This is a genomic window from Pseudonocardia sp. WMMC193, assembly GCF_021728735.1.
GTDB lineage: Bacteria > Actinomycetota > Actinomycetes > Mycobacteriales > Pseudonocardiaceae > Pseudonocardia > Pseudonocardia oroxyli.
Genome location: NZ_JAKKDO010000001.1, coordinates 79950 through 99777, shown reverse-complemented (window position 1 = coordinate 99777; position 19828 = coordinate 79950). Strand labels below are relative to the sequence as shown.

Annotated in this window: 16 protein-coding genes; 12 read left to right on the top strand and 4 right to left on the bottom strand. The window is 70.0% G+C overall.

The window, feature by feature from the left end:
• The first annotated feature begins 29 nt into the window (after window positions 1–29).
• Window positions 30–1391, top strand: coding sequence for a GGDEF domain-containing protein (locus L3X23_RS35920; RefSeq protein WP_237190045.1), 1362 nt, complete (start codon window positions 30–32; stop codon window positions 1389–1391).
• Here L3X23_RS35920 and L3X23_RS00460 read toward each other — a convergent pair.
• Window positions 1382–1918 carry a hypothetical protein gene (locus L3X23_RS00460; RefSeq protein ID WP_237190044.1) on the bottom strand — a complete coding sequence of 179 codons (537 nt, stop codon included), beginning with the start codon at window positions 1916–1918 and terminating at the stop codon, window positions 1382–1384. The genes L3X23_RS35920 and L3X23_RS00460 overlap by 10 nt on opposite strands.
• 475 nt (window positions 1919–2393) lie before the next feature.
• Here L3X23_RS00460 and L3X23_RS00455 point away from each other — a divergent pair, with 475 nt between their 5' ends.
• A complete protein-coding gene (locus L3X23_RS00455) occupies window positions 2394–2720 on the top strand; it encodes a hypothetical protein (RefSeq protein WP_237190043.1) in 327 nt (108 codons plus the stop codon).
• A 49-nt stretch (window positions 2721–2769) separates the two neighbouring features.
• Here L3X23_RS00455 and L3X23_RS00450 read toward each other — a convergent pair whose 3' ends face one another.
• Window positions 2770–3363: a hypothetical protein gene (locus L3X23_RS00450; RefSeq protein ID WP_237190042.1), complete on the bottom strand. Its 594-nt coding sequence runs from the start codon at window positions 3361–3363 to the stop codon at window positions 2770–2772.
• A 98-nt stretch (window positions 3364–3461) separates the two neighbouring features.
• Here L3X23_RS00450 and L3X23_RS00445 point away from each other — a divergent pair, with 98 nt between their 5' ends.
• The 10 genes from L3X23_RS00445 to L3X23_RS00400 all read left to right on the top strand — a co-directional run bounded on the left by L3X23_RS00445 (window position 3462) and on the right by L3X23_RS00400 (window position 18819).
• Window positions 3462–3992 carry a hypothetical protein gene (locus tag L3X23_RS00445; RefSeq protein ID WP_237190041.1) on the top strand — a complete coding sequence of 177 codons (531 nt, stop codon included), beginning with the start codon at window positions 3462–3464 and terminating at the stop codon, window positions 3990–3992.
• 11 nt (window positions 3993–4003) lie between these two features.
• Window positions 4004–4276, top strand: coding sequence for a hypothetical protein (locus tag L3X23_RS00440; RefSeq protein WP_237190040.1), 273 nt, complete (start codon window positions 4004–4006; stop codon window positions 4274–4276).
• Window positions 4277–4320: 44 nt separating this feature from the next.
• A complete protein-coding gene (locus L3X23_RS00435) occupies window positions 4321–5004 on the top strand; it encodes a hypothetical protein (RefSeq protein ID WP_237190039.1) in 684 nt (227 codons plus the stop codon).
• A 97-nt stretch (window positions 5005–5101) separates the two neighbouring features.
• Entirely contained in the window at window positions 5102–6313 is a 1212-nt protein-coding gene (locus tag L3X23_RS00430; protein WP_237190054.1) for a hypothetical protein, read from the top strand.
• Window positions 6310–7785 (top strand): SCO6880 family protein, encoded by a 1476-nt coding sequence (locus L3X23_RS00425; protein ID WP_237190038.1) that lies wholly within the window; start codon window positions 6310–6312, stop codon window positions 7783–7785. The genes L3X23_RS00430 and L3X23_RS00425 overlap by 4 nt, the downstream gene beginning before the upstream one ends.
• A 131-nt stretch (window positions 7786–7916) precedes the next feature.
• The gene (locus tag L3X23_RS00420; RefSeq protein WP_237190037.1) at window positions 7917–9317 is read left to right on the top strand and encodes a hypothetical protein; all 1401 of its coding nucleotides are present in this window, start codon (window positions 7917–7919) and stop codon (window positions 9315–9317) included.
• Window positions 9314–11191 carry a type IV secretory system conjugative DNA transfer family protein gene (locus L3X23_RS00415; RefSeq protein WP_237190036.1) on the top strand — a complete coding sequence of 626 codons (1878 nt, stop codon included), beginning with the start codon at window positions 9314–9316 and terminating at the stop codon, window positions 11189–11191. Before L3X23_RS00420 ends, L3X23_RS00415 begins: the two co-directional genes overlap by 4 nt.
• On the top strand, window positions 11188–11841 hold the full coding sequence (locus tag L3X23_RS00410) for a DUF4913 domain-containing protein (protein WP_237190035.1): 654 nt from the start codon (window positions 11188–11190) through the stop codon (window positions 11839–11841). The genes L3X23_RS00415 and L3X23_RS00410 overlap by 4 nt, the downstream gene beginning before the upstream one ends.
• A gap of 190 nt (window positions 11842–12031) precedes the next feature.
• The gene (locus L3X23_RS00405) at window positions 12032–12379 is read left to right on the top strand and encodes a hypothetical protein (protein WP_237190034.1); all 348 of its coding nucleotides are present in this window, start codon (window positions 12032–12034) and stop codon (window positions 12377–12379) included.
• Window positions 12380–12468: 89 nt separating this feature from the next.
• A complete protein-coding gene (locus L3X23_RS00400) occupies window positions 12469–18819 on the top strand; it encodes an SNF2-related protein (protein ID WP_237190033.1) in 6351 nt (2116 codons plus the stop codon).
• Between the two features lie 69 nt (window positions 18820–18888).
• Here L3X23_RS00400 and L3X23_RS00395 read toward each other — a convergent pair whose 3' ends face one another.
• Window positions 18889–19413: a hypothetical protein gene (locus L3X23_RS00395; RefSeq protein WP_237190032.1), complete on the bottom strand. Its 525-nt coding sequence runs from the start codon at window positions 19411–19413 to the stop codon at window positions 18889–18891.
• 74 nt (window positions 19414–19487) lie between these two features.
• Complete coding sequence (locus tag L3X23_RS00390) at window positions 19488–19712, bottom strand: hypothetical protein (RefSeq protein WP_237190031.1); 225 nt, start codon at window positions 19710–19712, stop codon at window positions 19488–19490.
• Window positions 19713–19828 lie beyond the last annotated feature (116 nt).

The window sequence follows — 19828 nt, the reverse complement described above, 5'->3', positions numbered from 1 at the left end:
TGTCGCGAGTTGTGCGAGCTGAGGCCGCGGTGAGCGGCGAACAGGATCGATCGCCTCGTGAGCGGGGTTCCTGGCGCAGGCCGACGACCTGGCCGCTGTGGCAGCAGAGCGCGCCGGTCCTGTGTCTGGTTTTGCTGATCATCAGCGCGGCGTTCACCCTGACCGCCCTGCTGTGGACCGACCTGCACGTGTCGAGCCGGGAGCTGCTCCTCGCCGGTCTGCTCGTCGCGCTCGGGGTGGTTCACACCGAGGTGGTCGCGGACATCGAGGCCAACCGGCGTGAGGCGACCAACACCCTGCGTCCTGCAGGTGACATCGGGTACTTCGACATCACCTCGGCCTGGACGGTCTCCGCTGCGCTGTTGCTTCCAGGCGCTCTGAGCTCCACCGCCACCTTCGTCATGCTCACTCATCACTGGACGAGGGCGCTGCGCCCGGCGGGGAACCTCGCCTACCGCGGCCTCTACTCGCGGGCCACCTCGATGCTGGCCTGCCTCGGAACGGCCGCCGTGCTGCAAACGGGCGGAGTTCAACTCGCCGAGGGGGTGTCCGATCTCCCGAGACTGGGTGTCGTCCTTGGGGCGCTGGCCGTGTACTGGCTGATCAATACGGGGCTGGTGGTCCTGGTGATCCCGTTGTCCCGACCGGAACTCACACTCAGGGATGCGATCGGGACGGGAGCGGAGAACGTTCTGGAACTCGGCACCATCGGACTGGGCGGGATCCTCGCGACGACCCTGGCCGGGTCCTCTCCCTGGATGGCGGTGATGCTCCTGCCCCTGGTCCTGCTGCTTCACCGCTTCTACGCGGTCCAGCAGATCGAGCAGAGCACCGACGGCGACCGCGGGCTCCTCAACAGCGCAGCATGGCACCGGCGTGCCCGCCGGGAGCTCCGCGAGTGTGCACGCCGCCGACAGCCTGCTGCCCTGCTCCTCATCGACCTCGTGGGATTCCGCGCGTTCGCGACCTCTCGTGGTCGCCGTGCGGCCGACGAGGCGCTGAGCAGCATCAGCCTGGGCTTGCTCGAAGTCGCAGGGCCTGATGACCTGCTGGGACGGTTCGGTCGTCACGACTTCGCCGTGTTGGTCCCCTCGGCGGCCGAGCAGGATCTCGAGCAACTCGCCCGGAAGTTCATCGGAGCGGTGGAGGCGGTTGAGGTCGAGCATGCTGACGGTGGCCCCTCCCCCGACTCGTTCTCCGCTGCTGTGGGGTGCGCCGAGTTCCCCGTCAGCGGCCTGACGACGAAGGATCTGGTGTCCTCGGCTAACCAGGCGCTGACTCGTGCGCGTACCGGCGGCGCCGGCGGCTTCGAGGTACACGCCCCTCGGGGGTCCGACGCCGAGGTCTCCTTGCATGACTTCCTGGCCTCTCGAAAGAAGCGCTACGGCTGACCCTTGTCGAGGTGGTTCCGGTCGTCGTCGAGGCCCTCCAGCGTCCTGGAGTGCTCGATGATGCCGAGGACCGCCTTGAGCGACTCGGGCGAGAGCCCGCGGGCCCGGAAGGCGATGCTCTCGACGCCGCTGGCCCGCATCGCCTCCTGGATCACGGACTCCATGTCGGGCCGGCTCAGCCGCTCCCGGAGATCCGCGATGTTCGCGCTGTCCTCCGCTGACACCTCGTCCTGATCCAGCGTCAGGTAGGACGCGATCGCGCTCGCATCGCCGGGATGTGCCTCATCTCGGGAGAGGAGCTCGAAGGCCCGGGCGATGGCGGAGGCGGTCTCGATGGACGGCCTCGGTCGCTCTCCGGACCTCAACAGACGAAGGTGCTGCCGCTTGATCAAGGAACGCCCGTAGACCTCCTCCGCGGCTCGCGAGACCTGCTCGTTGCTCCACTCGCGGGTCTCCAGGTGCGCCCCGCCGTGTGTCTGTGGGAAGGCACGGAAGACCCGGTTCAGCCGATCTGCGAAAGCTGCCACCACTCGTGTCTCCCCTTCATCACCCCATCGGGGCTACAAGTGTTTCCCTCGTGGGCAACGCCGGTCGCGCCCTGAAGTTGCGATCAGAGTACGACACGAACCACCGAGAGCAACAGTTGATTCCCTAGCATTCACCCCGCTCGACCAGTCGATGGCCACGCTCTCCCGTGTCGACCATCCCGATACATGGCTTTTCATAGTGCTGGAGCGGTAACCGCGAGGCTCGCTCGGGCAGCGTGTGAGCCACAAGACGAACCCTGATCTTGCAACAGTTGGTTCCACTCGCTAGCGTCCTGACGCATACAGTTGATTCCCACAGCGTCAGTCGACGAGACGAGGTCGCCACATGACGGAGCTGGCGACAGTCGCGGCTCAGCCGCCCGAGCGGGCCGGCGCAGTCATGGCAGCACGCCGTGTCGGCTCGACGAGCCGACTCTCCACACTCGGTCGCACATCGCCACCCCCCGGAGGAGACGTGACCTCGATCCCCGTTCAGGCCACCTCGCCAGACGAACTGCTGGGCGCCCTGCGTGGTACTCCGTTCCACGAGTGGGCCACCCTGCGCCGGCTGGCATCGGATGCCGCGACAGCACAGTTCGACACCGCGGCATCCCGAGTGCGCCAGGAGTGGAGTGCCGACGAGCTGCGCTCGCAGCTACGGCAGGCACTGACCGCTGCCGCGGCCGCGTGCGTGCAGGCGATGGCGGATCTTGACGCACCCCCCGCCGTCGGCCACCTACTGGGAGCCGAGGAGGCCCTGCGGGCCGCAGCTCAGCTTCGCACCGATCCTCTGACGCTCTGACTCATCGGCGTGGAATGGCAGCCAATCGTATAGATGGAGAACGCTCCAATCAGTACAATCGCTTACTGACTCGCCACAGCCCATCGTCTCCCCTCTCCAAGGAGAGCGTCGCCCCGAGGGTCTCGTCCGGCGTCGGTGGCGCCTGACGATCCGCGCAGATCGTGGTGACGCGACCGCTCACCTGAACGTTGACCACCGTCTCGGTTCGGGGGGCCTCGTCAGGGATCACACCGCCCGCGTCCTCGACCGTGGTGACGCATCCGCGCTCCTGGAACTCCGTCCAGCGCGCCCCGCTCGACCCTTCTCGAGCCTGCTCGTATGAGTCAGCGAGTTGACCGGTGACGACTGGCATCACACGGTCGATCCAGGCACTGGCTGCAGCATCCTGCGCAGTCACTGTGCGGTAAGCGTGCAGCCAAGAGGTCGCGCTGAGGATCGGATCCGGACTTGCGACCGCGGGCCAGGCCACAGCGACCTGGGGGCCGCCAGGTGATGCCGCCGGTTCGACGACGGGCGCCGTGCGCGACTCCTGGCCGATGAAGTACGCACCGACCACCACGGCCGCGCCGATCGCCACCGCGGCGATACCGCCGACCCAGCGGCGTCCGCGTGCCCTCTCGCGGTAGTTCTCGCTGTAGTTCACGCGACGCAACTCCATGTCGACTCAGAGGTAGTCTCGACGGCCACAACTGTATAGTCTCATGGCGACCTGATCTGTACTAGAGCGGTGGGTGAGACTCGATGGCTGCAGAGACTGATCGGCCACGCATCGCCGGGGCGGCGGGAGGCGTGGGCACGACGACGATCGCGTCGGCGCTGCACGGCGAGGACTCGCGGATCTACCGCGGCGGCGCTCCCGTCGAGATTCTGGTGTGTCGCTCCACGATGCACTCCATCGGAAACGCCCAGCGTGCCTTGGCCGCGGTGTCACACGACCAACCGCCCCCGGTTCTAGCCGTTGTCGAGGACATCCCCGGGTCATTGTCATCGCACGTCAAGACGCGGCTGCGGATGACTGAGGGCGTGGTGACAGCGATCGTCACCGTTCCGTTCGTGGCCGACTGGCGAAGCCTCGACGACCCACTGACCGTTGCCACAGAACTCCTCCGGCCCGGCACGGACATCCCCCGCTCTTGGCGGGGGTTCGTAGGCGCGATGCGCCACCTTGTCGACGAAGTTGCGCCTCTGCTGTCGGCGATGCGACCGCCCGCCCCGGGCCGCGTCCCGATCCACCCCACACCTGTCCCGGCCGGCCGGCCGGACCGCTACTAGGAGATCTCGTCATGCTGCACGCGTTCCTCGCCGCCGCCATCCCGAACCCGGGGCCGGAGGCGCCACCAGGACTCGGCGACCTCACCAACACCATCCTGGCGTGGATTAAGTGGGGATGTCTGGTCTCGGGTGTCGCAGGGCTGATGATCTGCGGCGGCATGATGATCTTGGGCCGGCGAAACCGCAACCAGCTGGCGATCGAAGGTGTGTCGAGCACGGTCTGGGTGTTCGGCGGTCTGGCGTTGGTCGCCACCGCCGCCGGGCTGGTCTCCGTCGTCGTCTGACATGCCGCCCGGCCCAACCCCCTCTCCCCGGGAGCCTCCAGCCGATGAGCTTCATCATGAACGAGGGCGCGGACACGCGCCGCCGCCCGTCCCGCCGACGTCGCGGCCTGATTCTCTCGCTCGCAGTCGTCGTCGTACTCGTCATCGCATCGATCGCCTTTCTCCTCGGGCGGAGCGACGACCTCGGCGAACACGCTCCCCCGACCGGGCAGGCCCCCACGACGGATAGCGACATCACCTGGCAGCGGGTCAGCGGCCAGCCGGTGCCTGTCTCGGCCCTGCACGGCCCGTCTCGCCAAGAGTCGTCCGGTGCCGCGATGGGTTTCACCCACGACGCCCTCGGCGCCGCCCTCGCCGCGATCAACATCAGCACGCGGCTGTCGTCCTCGGCGGGACCTGCCGTATACGAAGCGACGGCACGCATGCAGACGCTCGGGGACGTCGAGGGGACGATCGCCGCCGCACGGGCGGAGGTCAGCTCCGAGAACGCCGCCAACACCGCAGCGACCCGGTTCGCCTACCGGCTGTCCGGAGATCCCACCGGGGACGTCGTGGTCGTCTCGATCGCTGCGGAGACTCCCCAGACCAGCGCGATGCGGGGCTACGCGCAGATGGAGCGAACGATGCAGTGGGTTGATGGCGACTGGCGGATGCAGGTTCCGCTGAGTCGTCCCCAGTTCGTGACCGTGATCGACGGCTTCGCACCCCTGGGAGGCCCCGATGCCTGACTGCGGAACCTTTGACATCACCTGCAAGGCCCAGGCCGCGGCCGCCTCCGCGTTCGACGACATCGCGAACAGCGCAGCCGAGGCCGCGGGGCGGCTCGTGGGCGACGCGATGACCTGGTGGGTGCAGACCGCATCGGTCGACCCGGACAACAGCACCGTCCGCAACCTGCAGCAGTACCTCACCCCCGTCATCATCGCCATGCTGACCGGCTCCATCTTCGTCCAGGCCATCCGGATGATGTTGTCGCGCAGGAAGGATCCGGCAATCAACGTCGGTCTAGGCCTGTTCCGCTACGCGGTGGTCAGCCTGCTCGGGTTGGCGGTGATGTCGGCTGCGATCAAGGCCGGCGACGAGTTCTCACAGTGGTTGGTCGAGAGCTCGATGGGCGGGTTCGCCGAGCGGATCGGCGGCGCGTTGACCCCCGGGGCAGTCCAGAACTCCTTCCTGCTGCTGATCACCGCAGGCCTGTTGGCCTTTCTCGCACTGATCCAGTGGGTCCTGGGCTTCATCCGACAGGCCGGGCTGATGGTGCTCGCCGTGCTGCTCCCGGTCGCTGCTTCCGGCTCGATCAACGACTCGACGAAGGTGTGGCTCAACCGCATGCTGCCGTGGGCCATCTCGCTCGTCCTCTACAAGCCCATGGCCGCCGTCATCTACGCCATCGGGTTCCAACTGCTTGGCAACGGCCAGGACTTCACAACGATCATGACCGGGATCATGGTCATCGTCCTGGCCATTGTGGCCATGCCCGCGATGATGCGCTTCTTCTCCTGGACCCAGGTCAGCGCGTCCGGAGGTGGTGGGGTCGGGTCCGCCCTGGCCGCCGGCGCCAGTGGGGCTGCGTCGATGGCCGCGCTCCGTTCGGCGCGAGGGATGGAGATGACCGGGCCGGGTTCGGCACCGTCTGGCGCCGGTCAACCAGGAGGGTCCTCGCGGGCGCTGACCGCAGGTCCCGGAAGCGCGGATTCAGCGTCGGGGAGCGGATCCGCAGGCGGGGGCGGCGGGGGCGGGAGCTCCGCCGGAGCCGGGGCCGCGGGCAGCGGGGCGGCAGGTGCCTCCCCCGGTGGAGCAACCGCTTCAGCCGCGGGGGCCACAGGCGGCGGGGCCGCCGGAGGAGGAGCCGCGGCAAGCGGCGGTGGCGGCGGGGGCGCCGGAGGAGGAGCCGCGGCAAGCGGCGGTGGCGGCGTAGCCGCCGCGGCGGGACCCGCTGGAGCAGCGGCCGCCGCCGGTGCCGCCGTCGCCCGAGGAGCCCAGCAGGCCGGGCAGACCGCTGCCGACGGCTTCACACAGGGTGGTGAGCAGCGATGAGCCTTGAGGCGGCGCCACGCACGTACGGCAACTGGCGTCGCGCCCGAGGGTTCGGGATCGGGCGTCTGGGGCCGGGCCAGAGCCTGACCCTGTTCGTCGCGGTCATGGTGCCGATCATGCTCGCCTACGTCTCGGCCCAGGTCGCGCTCATCGCAGCGCTGATCTCGGCGTTGATCCTGGTCGCCGTACTGGTGAAGGTGGGCGGCCAGTCGTTGTCGGACGTCGTGATCCGACGTATCCGGTTCAGCAGATCCCGCTCCGCGGGGTGGCACGAGCTCTCCGGAGGGATGCTGACCGACCACCCTCGCCGACATGACCTCCCCGGGCCCATGGCCCCGCTCGTGCCGCTCTCGACCGACGACGGTCGAGGCGGGAAGCAGGGCCTGCTGTGGGATCGACGCACCGGATGGCTGACCGCAGTCGTCCGTGTCAGTCCGGTCGGGTTGGACCTGGCCGACCGCGCGCAGGCAGACGCCTGGGTCGCGTCCTGGGGCGCGTTCCTGGCCGACCTCGGGTACCAGCGCATGGTCCGCCATATCGCGGTCACCGTCGACACCGCGCCGTCGGGCGGCACCACCCTGCGCGACTACGTCTCGTCACGACTCGATCCCTCTGCACCGCAGGCAGCGCATGACGTGATGGCGGAGCTGGTCGACGCGACGCCCGCGACCAGCGCCGATGTCGACACCCGAGTCGCGATCACCTTCGACCCCTCTCGCGCGACGCCGCGGCCACAGGACTTGATGGAGGCCGTCGCCGAGGTCACTCGCTGGCTCCCCGGGCTCGAGGCGAGCCTCAGCATGGCGGGAGTCGCCGTCCTCGGCCGCGCAACCGCGGCGTGGCTGACCGGACGCTTGCGGATCGCCTACGACCCGGCCAGCCGGGGCGACGTCACGCGACTTCCTTCGGGCGACTCCGAGCTGCTGATCTGGGGAGAGGCCGGCCCGATCCGGGCGAACGAGGCATGGGATCACTGGCGCCACGACTCCGGGATCTCGGTCGCCTGGGCGCTGAGCGAGGCGCCCCGACAGGCAGTCGTCGACCGCGTACTGACCCCGCTACTCGCCCCTGGCCCCTTCCCTCGCCGCGTCACGATGCTTTACGAGCCCTACTCGGCCGGCGCGGCCGCCGACGAGGTCGAGCGCGAGATCACCAACACCCAGGTCCGCCGGGCCTGGGCGAAGCGCACCAAACGGGACGAGACCCAACGGGAGCGCGACGACTTCGCTCGGGCGCTACAGAGCGCCCGTGAGGAGGCCGAGGGCGCCGGGGTGGGCCGCTTCTGCCTCTACGTGTCGACGACGGTCGCTCGAGAAGAGTTGGTCCCGGCGGCGACCGCCGACGTCGAACAGCGCGCGGGTCAGTCGAAGCTGCGGCTCCGTCGTCTGCGCGGCGCGCAGATGGCCGGCTTCGCCGCCGCGCTCGGGTTCGGCCTCGATCCCGTCGAACTGGCACGAAGGGCACGCCGATGACCGCCACGGTCGATCCGACTTCGGCCTCGCCCAACGGTGTGGCTCCGCCAGGGTCGGTGGCCGGTGCGCGCCTGCGCCCGGCCGCCGCCCCGAGTGCTGATGACCCCGGCACCCACTACCGCTCTCGCCCCGTGCCGCGCAGCTGGGGCTGGACGACCCCGGGCGGCGGGCGCGCGGCGAACGTCGAAGGCGGCGTCCTCTATCAGGGAACCACCCAGCAGGTGTGCGGGCTGTTCCCGTTCGCGGTCAGCTCGGGCGCGGCCACACCGGGCGTGCCGATCGGGCGCCACATGCACACCGCCGAGCCGATCGGGCTCGATCCGTCCGAGTGGCTGCGTGAGGGGCTGGTCTCCAACACCGGCATGTGGATCCAGGGGCAGCCCGGCATCGGGAAGTCCACAATCGTCAAGAGGCTCATGGTGGGGCTGGTGAGCTTCGGCTTCAGCGCGGTCGTCCCTGGAGATGTCAAGGGCGAGTACACCGCACTGGTCGATCACCTCGGCGGGCGCGTCTGGCGGATCGGGCGCGGCCTCCACTCTCTGAATCCCCTCGATGCGGGCCCGCTACGGAGCGCCCTCGCGCAGAGCTCCGGCCAAGAACGGGCCCGGCTGGAGGAGACCATCCGGGCCCGACGGTTGTCCCTGCTGGAGGCCCTCGTCGTCATCGTCCGTCGCTCCGAGATCGCGGTGACCGAGCGGAGACTGCTCGACGTCGCTCTTGACCTGGCCGTCTCGGCGGACCCCACCGGCGAGCCCACGATCCCCGACGTCGTACGTGTGCTCACCAATCCGCCCGCAGAGCTGCTGAGCATCGCCGCGTGCGAGACGGAGACCATGTTCCGTCGCGACGCCCGCGACCTGCTCAACACCCTCGGTCTGCTCTGTGCGGGGGCGATCCGCGGCATCTTCGACCGCCGGTCCTCCGTCGAGGCCGACATCGACACTCCGGCCCTGTCCCTCGACATCTCCGCGCTCGACGATGACGACGACGAGGTCGTCGCGGCCGCGATGCTGTCCTCCTGGGCCTGGGCCGCCGCGGTGATCGACGGCTCGGCAGCGCTCGGGCGCCGGCGGAACATCTTCCGCGTTCAGGACGAGCTGTGGCGGGCGCTGCGAGTCGCTCCGGGGCTGGTGGAACGCTCCGACCGGGTCACTCGCCTCGGCCGGCACCGCGGAGAGATCTCCGCGCAGGTCACCCACTCGCTCGACGACCTCGAGGCTCTCCCGACGGAGGCCGACCGGGCCAAGGCGAGAGGCATGGCCTCCCGAAACGGCGTCATGGTTCTCGGTGGGATGGCCGACAAGGAGCTCGACGGGATCCGACGCATCGCACCGTTGACCGCTCAGGAGAGCGGCATGGTGCGCTCGTGGGCGGCGCCGCCGACGTGGGTCTCGGGCACCGCCCATCCCGGCCGCGGCAAGTACCTGATCAAGTCGGGTGAGCGGATGGGGCTGCCGGTGGCGATGAGCCTGGTACCGACCGAACGGCAGCTCTACGACACCGACCAGGCCTGGCGCCGGGCCACGCCGTGAACGCCCGCTCCCCGTTCCTGCTCCGCGAGATCGCCGCCCCGCTCGTGCTGCTCGCCGTGCTCGGGACCGGCCTGCTGGTCAGCGTCGTCCTCTGGCTGGCCGGCCAGGCCGCCGCAGGCTACGGGTTCGTCCCTCCCGCCTTCGGCTCGGCGACCGTGACCGCGCTCCTACAGGCGTCTGGGGGCGGCACCCTGGACCCGCTGATCGGCGCTGACGGCTCGCGGTGGATCTTCTGGGGCGCTCTCGGTCTGTTGTGTCTGCCGGTGCTGTCCGTCGTAGTACTGCTCGGGCTCTGGGCCGCCCGCCGCGCCGCCACGGACGGAAGCCCCAGCAGGTCGTTGGCTCGCCGCCGCGACTACCGCGACATGTACGGCGGTGGAGCGCGTCGACGTGCTGTCCAGTTGCGCCCGTCCCTGTCCGACACCTCGGTGACGGAGAGGGATCTGGGCCTGCGCCTGGGCAGGCTCGGTTCCGAGCAGCTCTATGCCTCGGAGGAGGACGTGCTCCTCGAGATCGCGGGCCCACGGTCGAACAAGACCTCGGCCGTCGTCGTCCCGGCAGTGCTGTCGGCGCCCGGCCCGGTCATCACGACGAGCAACAAGGTCGACGTCTACACCCTGACGATCGGGCTGCGCGCGGAGCTGGGACGGGTGTTCGTCCTCGACCCGCAGCGCATCGCGGGCGTGGCCCAGACCTGGTGGTGGAACCCGCTCGCCGGGATCCGTGACATGGCAGACGCACAGTTCCTGGTCACGCACTTCTCCCAGACCGTGGGAGCCGGGCATGAACGCGCCGATCCGTACTTCACCAAGGGCGCTGAGCGGCTGCTCGGCCAGCTGATCGTGGCGGCGGCCGCGAGCGGGCCCGCCTACAGCCTGCGCGACGTCAGGCAGTGGCTCGCCACGCGTAGCGAGGAACCCGTCGCCCTGCTCCGGGCCGCCGGGATGACCGACATAGCCACGGGTCTGCAGGGAACCATCGAGGCACCCTCCGACCAGCGCGGCGGCCTGTACGAAACGGCCCTGACCGCGATCAGCTGCCTGGAGTCCGAGGCGGTCGCCCGCTACGTCACGCCCCCCGCGACCTGGATCGAGGCGCCTCACGTCAACCGGGTCGAGGAGCTCGACCCGTGGCGCTTCGTCGTCGGTTACGAGCAGGACGACTACGGACACCCGATTCCTCGCGACACGCTCTACCTCCTCACCCGGGAGGGCGCGGGCACCGGTGCCCCGGTCGTCGCAGCGCTGGTGGATCACCTTCTGCGAACGACCGCGGCCGCGGCCACCGCGCGGGGCGGGCGGGTGGACCCGCCGGTACGCGCAGTGCTCGACGAGGCGGCGAACATCTGCCCGATCCGCAACCTGCCTGACCTCTACAGCTACTTCGGCAGCATGTCCATCCAGGTCACCAGCTTCCTGCAGTCCTACCAGCAAGGGGTGGCGATCTGGGGACGCTCCGGGATGGACAAGCTGTGGTCGGCGGCCACCATCAAGCTCATTGGGGCCGGCGTACACGACCCGGAGTTCTGCGAGCACGTGTCTCGGCTCATCGGAGACCACGACGTCCCCACCTACTCCGATCAGCGAGGCAAGGGCGGGTCCTCCTCGACCCTGTCCACCCGGCGCGACCGCATCCTGTCCGCCGCCGACGTCGCCGCCCTGCCCAAGACGAAGGCCGTCCTGATCTCCTCCGGCCGCAAGCCGGGCTTGATCGACCTCATGCCCTGGTACGCCGAGCGAGACGCCGACACGATCTCCGGGTTCGCCGCCGAGGCCAGCGCGCAGGTCCGGGAGGCGGCGATCGCCTCCCTGGGGCGCGACAACCCTCTCTCCCGGATCCTGGCTCAGCAGGACGCCCTTCGAGCGCCGCGATGAGCGCGCACCCCGACGAGGAGCCGACGGGACGACGTGACCCGGAGCTGGTCGCGTTGGTCGCGCGCCAACGTGGTGACCACGCTGCGCTGGCTGAACGGGTCAGCGACCTCGAGGACCGCGTCGAGGAGTTCGCCAGCGCCCTCGACGACGTCGAGGAGCACTTCAGCCTCGTCCCCGGCCCGATCCCCGACGACCGCACCGACGGGGCAGGGGATGGCGACCTGCCCGCGCCGCCGGACGCTGCGGCCCCGGACAGTGACGTCGAGATCGGCCTGGACATGCGTCGTCTGGTCACCTGGGTCCGCGACAACGTCGCGTTGTTGTTGGAGCGCAAGGTCCCTCAGACCGGGGGCTACCCGTACTGGTGTCGCAAGTGGTGGCTGCATCCCGAGGCGATCGCGCGGTTCGAGGCGGCACGACGGTCCTGGGCGGAAGCGGTGATCGCCGGAGACGGCAACGCGATGGTCGTCTACTTCGAACACCTCGACCACCAGCTCGGCGTGCTGTGCAGCGAGAACGGTCCCTTCTGCGGTTGCAAGGGCGGCATGCACAGCACGGGCAGTGGGGCGACCCCGCTCGGACACGACGAGCCCCACGAGTCGTACTTCCTCGACTACGAGGCGATCGAGGCCGGGCACAGCCCGGCGTAATCCCACGACACAGACACGCGGCGGCCTACGCTGCGGGATGAGGGGCAGCAGGTGCCTGGACGACGGCGGCGACCAGCTCCGGCGGAGGACCAGCTCGCGTTGGACTTCCTCTTCGGAGGCACCGCGTCCGAGACTGCGGATCCGGCTCCGACCGCGTCGGGCTCCGATGGCACCGAACCACGAGACCGGAGTGACCAGGATGAACGAGTACGGCGCGCAGGCGATGACGCATTGGCGGCGGTGGCTGCCGAGCCGGTACGCCCAGATCGCGAGCCCGGAGACCTTCTTCGCGGAGCTGGGCCTGGAGGTGGCCGACCAGATCACCGACTTGAGCACGGAGCTGGCGGGGGACGACCCGGCGCGGGAGACGTACCTGGAGAAGGTCGGTCGTCTGAACGCGGCTCGGCAACGGGCTCGGGAGATGGTCCTCGCCGAGCAGGTCCTGCTCCCGCCGGAGCCGGAGGCGGCCGAGGTGCTCGCGGAGAGCTCCCCGGTGGACCCGTGGACGCCCCTGATCGAGGACTCCGCCCCCCGGTAGCCGTCCCACTCCACACGACGGAGTCCTCGTGGTCGCCGCGGCTCTCGTCCGATGACCCGCGTCTGGTCAGCACGGGTGAGTTCGGCGCGTTGTCCCAGCGCGAGCTGAACGACCTGATCCAGCAGCGGGTCAAGGTCGTCTACGCACGGTGGGAACGGGGTGAGGGCGACCCGGAGCTCCAGGCGGCCAAGGCCGAGGTCGAGCGGCTCAACGTCGTCAGCGGCAACCGCCGAGATCCCGGTGCGACCGGTGACCGCGGCGTCGACCTGGCGAACTTGGCGTTGGCCGCGCAGTACCGAGCCCACGACGACTTCCGTGGTGTCCTGGCTCCGCATCTGGCCGAGGTGGCGCTGCAAGGCATTGAGGACGGACTCGCAGGTTGGCAGCGCGATCCCGTCCTCCCCGGCCCTTGGACCGCCGCCATGCAGGCCAGCCAGCTGCTCAGGGACTCGGCGACTCGCGAGCAACGCTTCGACAGCCACGTCGAGCAGGTCGTGGCCCGGCTGACTCCCGACGAACGACGTCACCGGGCAGCCGAGCTGGAGGCCCTCGCGGACGCGCTCGACGTCCTCGGGCTGAGCTCGGTGAAGTGCGGACACACCTATTCCAGACCGGACGGGCGGGTCGGGCGCAGCGGCGGGCATCCACTGGGCAGGAACCTCCGCGACCTGGCCGCCACACTCACCCTGAGCGCGCCGCAGCCCGCGGCGCCGGCGGGCAGCGTGGGAACCGCTTCGGCTCTAGCCGCCGAGAACGCTCGCGGCCCGGAGGAACCGCGGGTTCCCGCCGATCAGCCGGCTCGGGCTCGGACCCTGGTGCGCGCGTTGGAGGACTACGCGGCGCGTTACGGACATCCCGGAGCGCCTGGGGGCGGCGGTCCTGAGGCCGCCGCCCGCTACGTCATCGAAGGTCACGTCCGGGACGCCACCCGCGAGGAGTGGGACTGGGCCTACCGCTACCTGCGGGAGCACCCGCAGCTGCTCGACGGCACGGTCAAGACGGACGAGCAGCTCGCTGACGAACGTGCTCAGGAAGCCGAGGTCGCCGCCGAGCTCGCCGCCGAGGCGCGAGTCGCGTTCGACGGCGGTGACCGACAGCGGGCCCTCGACCTCATCGCTCAGGCCGAGGAGCTGGATCCGCAGAACTCGCCACGCTGGGACCGGATCAGAGGCGTCATCAGTGCTCAGGCACCGACGGAGCCTCGTACCGGCCCGAGAGTCTCCGACCCTGACCGTCGGTCTCCCAGCGAGCCTTCGGAGCGCCAGGCTGCTGAGCTGCCTGAGGCAGAGGTCCACCGGCCGTCGGCCGTGACGCCACCAGCTCGGTTCCGGCCTGTCGGCACTGAGCCGCTGGTGCCTTCCGGCTCCGTCGCTCGCACCCGGGCGAACATCGCTGCGCTGCGGACCCTCCGCACGCTGCGCACGGACGAGCGACCGGCCACCGAGGCAGAACAGCGGATCATCGCCGCCTGGTCGGGCTGGGGTGCGGTGCCCGAGGTGTTCGACTCCGCGCGCTCTGAGTTCGCCTGGGCCCGCGAGGAGTTGGCCTCGCTGCTCAGCGAAGCCGAGTGGAAGTCGGCGGCCCGCAGCACGCTCAACGCGCACTACACCGATCCCGGTCTGGTGGCGCCGATCTGGCGTGCCCTCCAGGAGCTCGGGTTCACCGAGGGCCGGGTACTGGAGCCCGGCTGTGGCTCGGGCAACTTCATCGCCGCTGCGCCGGACGGGGCCCGGATGGTCGGGGTCGAGGTGGAGGCCGCGACTGCGCAGGTCGCCGCGGCCCTCTACCCGGACGCGCAGATCCTCAGCGAGTCCTTCGCCGACACCACGGCCCCCGAGGGCGCCTTCGACCTCACCGTCGGCAACGTGCCGTTCGCAAAGTCCGTCCTGACCGACCGGCAGTACAACCGTGGCGGACACTCCATCCACAACCACTTCTTGATCAAGAGCTTGCATCTGACCGCCCCGGGTGGGCTCGTCGCCGTCATCACCTCGCGCTACACCCTCGACGCGGCCAACCCTGCAGCTCGTCGTGAGATGGCCGAGCTCGCCGACCTGGTCGGCGCAATCCGACTCCCGCGAGCAGCGCACCAACGTGCCGCGGGGACCCCGGTCGTGACCGACCTCCTCGTTCTCCGGCGACGCGAGCCCGACGCCGAGCCGGTCCCTGACGACTGGGAGCTGACGCAGCTCGTCGACGTCGACGGGCAGGAAATCCGGATCAGCTCCTACTTCGCCGAGCACCCCGAGATGATCTGCGGGACCTTGGCGGTCGGGCGTGGCCAGTTCAGCGATGCCGAACCTACGGTGATCAGCGAGCGTCCGGCCGCCGAGCTGCTCCGCGAGAAGCTGGAGCTGCTGGTCGCCCGCGCCCACGTCGCAGGACTGGCCCACTCCCCCACCGTGGCCGTCTCGGCGTCATCTCGTGCCGCCCTCGTGGCGCGGTCCGCCGAACTTCCCGCAGGCCACCTGATGATCGAGGGCGACGAATTCGTCCAGATCAACCAGGGGGCAGCCGAGCCGTTCGCGGTGCCACGCACCCAACGCCCCGAGCTCCGCGAGCTGCTCGGCCTGCGCGACACCGTCGTCGCGCTCCTCGAGGCCGAGGCCGCCTCCCTGGAGCCCACCGCGGAGATCGACCAGCTCCGCGCGCAGCTCAAGGACCGCTACGACGGCTACAGCGAGCGGTTCGGCCCCCTCAACCGTTTCACCTGGCGCCGCACCGGGCGGACCCACCCGGAGACAGGCGAGGAGATCCTGGCGCGGATCCAGGCCAAGCAGGGCGGCTTCCGCAGCGACCCGGACTCCGTGCTGGTCTACGCGCTCGAGAACTTCGACTCCACATCCCAGCAGGCCACCAAGGCCGACATCTTCACGCAGCGCGTCGTCGCCCCGCGGACACCGCGCCTCGGTGCGGATTCCCCCGAGGACGCGCTGGCGATCTGCATGGATACCCACGGACGCGCCGACCTCGACGAGATCGCGCGACTCCTGGGGGTAGGACCGGACGAGGCACGCGCACGTCTCGCCCGCCTCGTCTTCGACGACCCGGCCGCACCGGGCACGCTCATCCCGGCCGCCGAGTACCTCTCCGGTCAGGTCAGGGACAAGCTGGCGCTCGCCCGCGCGGCCGCCACCGAAGCCACCGAAGCCACCGACGACCGGTTCGCGGCCAACATCGCCGCCCTCGAGGAGGTCGTGCCCCCGGACATCGCGCCGGAGGACATCGTCGCTCGGTTCGGCGCGTCCTGGATCGACGGCCGCTACGTCGAGCAGTTCCTCCGCGAGACGCTGGAGGACCCGAGTCTGACCGTCGAACACCCCTACGGCTCCCAGTGGCTGGTCAAGGGGCGCGACTTCGGGATCAACGCCACCAGCACCTGGGGCACGGAGGACCTCTCCGCCCCACAGATCGCGTCCGCGTTGCTCAAGCAGCAGCCGATCACGGTGCACGACGAGTTCGAGTACACCTCCCCCGAGGGCTCAACGAGCATCCGCCGCAAGCTCAACGTCTCCAAAACCGTCGCAGCGCAGGCCAAGGCCGACCAGCTCACCGAGCGCTTCAGCGACTGGGTATGGGAGGACCCACAGCGGGCCGTCACCCTCGCGCGGGTCTACAACGACCGCTTCAACTCCCTAGTGCTGCGCAGCTACGACGAGGTCGAGCTCTCGCTGCCCGGTCTGGCACTGACCTTCGAGCCCAACCCCCACCAGGTCGCCGCCGTCGCGCGCATGATCTCCGAGCCCGCGGTGGGGCTCTACCACGAGGTCGGCGCAGGCAAGACCGCCGAGATGGCCATGGGGGTCATGGAGCTCCGGCGCCTGAAGATGATCCGCAAGCCGGCCATCGTCATCCCCAACCACATGTTGGAGCAGTGGGCGCGGGAGTTCCAACAGCTCTACCCCCAGGCCAAGGTCCTGGCCGCATCCAGCGCCGATCTGACCCGCGACCGGCGGCGCGCGTTCGTCGCCCGCATCGCCACCGGCGACTGGGACGCGGTCATCCTGACCCGCTCGGCGTTCGAGCGGATCCCGATGACGGCCGAGGCCCAAGGCGCCTACCTCGACAACGAGCTGGCCGAGCTGCGGGCCGCCCTGGAACGGGAGAAGGCCGAGGGGATCCGCAGCCTGTCGACCAAGCGCATGGAGGCCCGGCTGCTCAGCGCCGAGGAGCGGATCAAGGAGAAACTCGCCCGGGACTACGACCCCGCGGTCACCTTCGAGCGCTCCGGAATCGACTACGTCGTCGTCGACGAGGCCCACGACTACAAGAACCTGCGGACGGTCTCCAACATCCCGGGCGCCGCCATCGAGGGCTCGAACCGGGCGACCGACCTGGACATGAAGCTGCACTACCTGAGAAACCGCCACGGACTCCGCGTCGGGACACTCGCCACGGCCACGCCGATCGCCAACAGCATCACCGAGGCCCACGTGATGCAGCGCTACCTGCGGCCGGACCTTCTCGACGCCGCCGGCGTGCGCGACTTCGACACCTGGGCGGCCACGTTCGGCCAGTCGACCACCGACGTCGAGCTGTCCCCAGACGGTGGGAGCTTCCGACTCAAGCAACGCTTCGCCCGGTTCCACAACGTCCCCGAGCTGCTCCGCATGTGGTGGGTCAGCGGCGATGTGAAGACCGCCGAGGACCTCAAGCTGCCCCGGCCCGAGCTGTTGCCTCGCCCGGAGGACGGCCAGCGGGCGCCGAGAACGTTCGTCATCCCGCCCTCACCGCAGCTGCAGGACTACATCGTCGAGCTCGCCGCCCGGGCCGAAAAGGTCCAGCAGCGTGCCGTCGAGCCGGACCAGGACAACATGCTGCTGATCTCCAGCAACGGCCGCGCGGCCGCGCTGGACATGCGGCTCGTCGGCCAACAGGCCCCTCCCGGCGAGTCGAAGATCGACGTCGCCGCCGACGAGATCGCCAGGATCTGGCAGGAGAACCGCGACAACGTCTACTACGAGAAGAAGTCGACGCGCGAGCAACCCGTCCGCGGTGCGCTCCAGCTCGTGTTCTGCGATCTGTCCACGCCGCACCCCGAGCGCTGGAACGTCTACGAGGCGCTGAGAGAGCTGCTGGTCGAGCGAGGCCTCCCCGCACAGCAGATCCGGTTCATCCACGAGGCCCGCAACGACCGTGAGAAGGGCGAGCTGTTCGAGGCCTGCCGGTCAGGGAGGGTCTCGGTGCTTGTCGGCAGCACCGCCAAGATGGGCGTGGGCACCAACGTGCAGGACCGGGCGATCGCCTTGCACCACCTCGACTGTCCCTGGCGACCGGCCGACCTCGCGCAGCGAGACGGCCGGGCCCTGCGCCGCGGCAACCAGCACTCGGAGATCGGTCTGTACCGCTACGTCGTCGAGGGCTCGTTCGACGCCTACTCCTGGCAGACCGTGGGCAGGAAGGCGACCTTCATCGCCCAGGTCATGCGGGGGCGGCTCGACCAGCGCGAGATCGAGGACATCGGCGACTCGGCCCTGTCCTACAACGAGGTCAAGGCGCTCGCGGCGGGCAACCCGCTGCTGCTCGACAAGGCCAAGGCCGACGCCGACCTGGCGCGCCTGGAGCGTCTGGAGCGCTCCCACGTGCAGGCCCGCAGCAGGCTGCGCTACTCCATCGAGCAGAACCAGCGCGCGATCGGCCGCCTCGAGGGGAACATCTCCAGCATCGAGGCCGCCATCGCTCGTCGGCGCGAGACCCGCGGCGACAGGTTCGTCATGACGGTGGACGGCCGCACGTACGACTCCCGCTCCGACGCAGGTCAGGCCGTGATGAACCGGCTGCTCCTCAGCCTGAACCGGCCGGGCGGGAACATCACCATCAACGGCGTCGCGGAGCTCGGAGGCCTGACCTTCGACGCGACGATCCTGCGGTCGGAGCTGAAGAAGGGCTACGAGCTGAGCATCGCCGGGGTGATCCGCGCGCGCACCGAGGGCTCGCTCCGGGAGCTGCAAGACGCCAAGCCCGCCTCCCTCGCGGTGCGGATGGAGAACCGACTTCACGACCTCGACCGCGTGCTGGACGACGAGAAGAGCGGCCTGACCGACGCCCGGCACGAGATCGAGCGGGCCACCGCGCAGCTGGAGCAGCCGTTCCCGCAGGCCGAGGACCTCGCCGCGGCCCGCCGGAGGGTCACCGAGATCGAGGCCCAGCTCAACGCCTTGGCAGCCCCCGCCCCGGTTGAACCCGATCCGGCCGTCCCGGGTTCCGGGGCGGCTCCCTCCCCGGAACCCGTGGAGGTCGGGGCGCCCGCGAGCTCCGACGGGCTCGTTGTCCATCCCGCGGCGACCGCGGCGGCCGCCCTGACCCCGCCGTGCCCGCACCCCCGTCAGGATGGCGGTGACCACGGCACTGGCAGCGCTCCTCCGAGCCCCCGTGGAGAACCGACCCTGCGCAGGGGTACGCGGCCGGTCGCCACGGAGCCTCCTCGCTCAGGTCGGTGAGGCGAGAACGCCATGTGGCCACCGCACAGCCCGGGAGGACTGCACGGTGGCCACCTGGCGATCAGGTTCCTACACCGCCTCCGCCTCGAGCGGGTGCAGCTCACCGCGGGGGCCGTGCCAGCGCCGGTGCAGACTCCAGTCCAGCACGAGCGCGCCGCAGACACCGCACGCACGCGGTACCGCTGCATTCTCCCGACGCACCGGCGGCGAGGCGGACGTCGTGGATGAAGTGGGGCATCCTGCCACCGCCGACCACGCCTCCTTCACCGGTCCGACCACCCCGTTGCCGGGCACCTCGAAGGCACCGATGAGCACGGCCTCCACGAGCTTCCAGCGTGGGAGCCCCGCCCTGTTCACATCGAAGGCGCGCTCCACGGTCGCCTCCGAGTCGCCGAAGGACTCCGGCGCGCGCCCCACGCGGTACTGCTTGATCTTGAGCGCGACGCTCTTGACCGTCGGGGCGCCCGCGGCGACCCGGAAGTCGCGCAGGAGGAGCCGGAACTGCCTCTCCGCGTCGCGACGGGTGACGTCTCCTCGGTGCACCACCTCGACGAGGACCTTCGCCTCGCTCAACAGCCGGGTGAACTCGGACATCCTGCCTCCCCAGGTCTGCCCGGTCCAGGGGCTCCCAGGTGATGCGGAGCCCCTGGACCGGGGCAGGGTGTCGGTCAGGCCGTGACCGGCGACGGGGACAGGAACTGGGGCGACGTCCCGCCGCCGCGGCCACCGCGGCCGAAGAGCCGCAGGGCGACCTCGCAGGTCACGACCGCGACGGCGGTCGCGATGGCGATCGTCGAGTGGGTGTCGATCCCCACCTGCGGGAGCACGGTCGCGATGACCGTCTCCTCGACCAGGATGCCGCCGAAGACGGCGGTCTTCCACGGGTTCGTCATGGCTCTTTCTCCTTTGCTGTCGACGCTTCCGACCAGACGCGCGAAACGCGCCTTCGACGAGTTGTCGCGGGCCTGGCAGCCCACTCGTCGCAGCAAAGAAGTACACCGGGAACTCG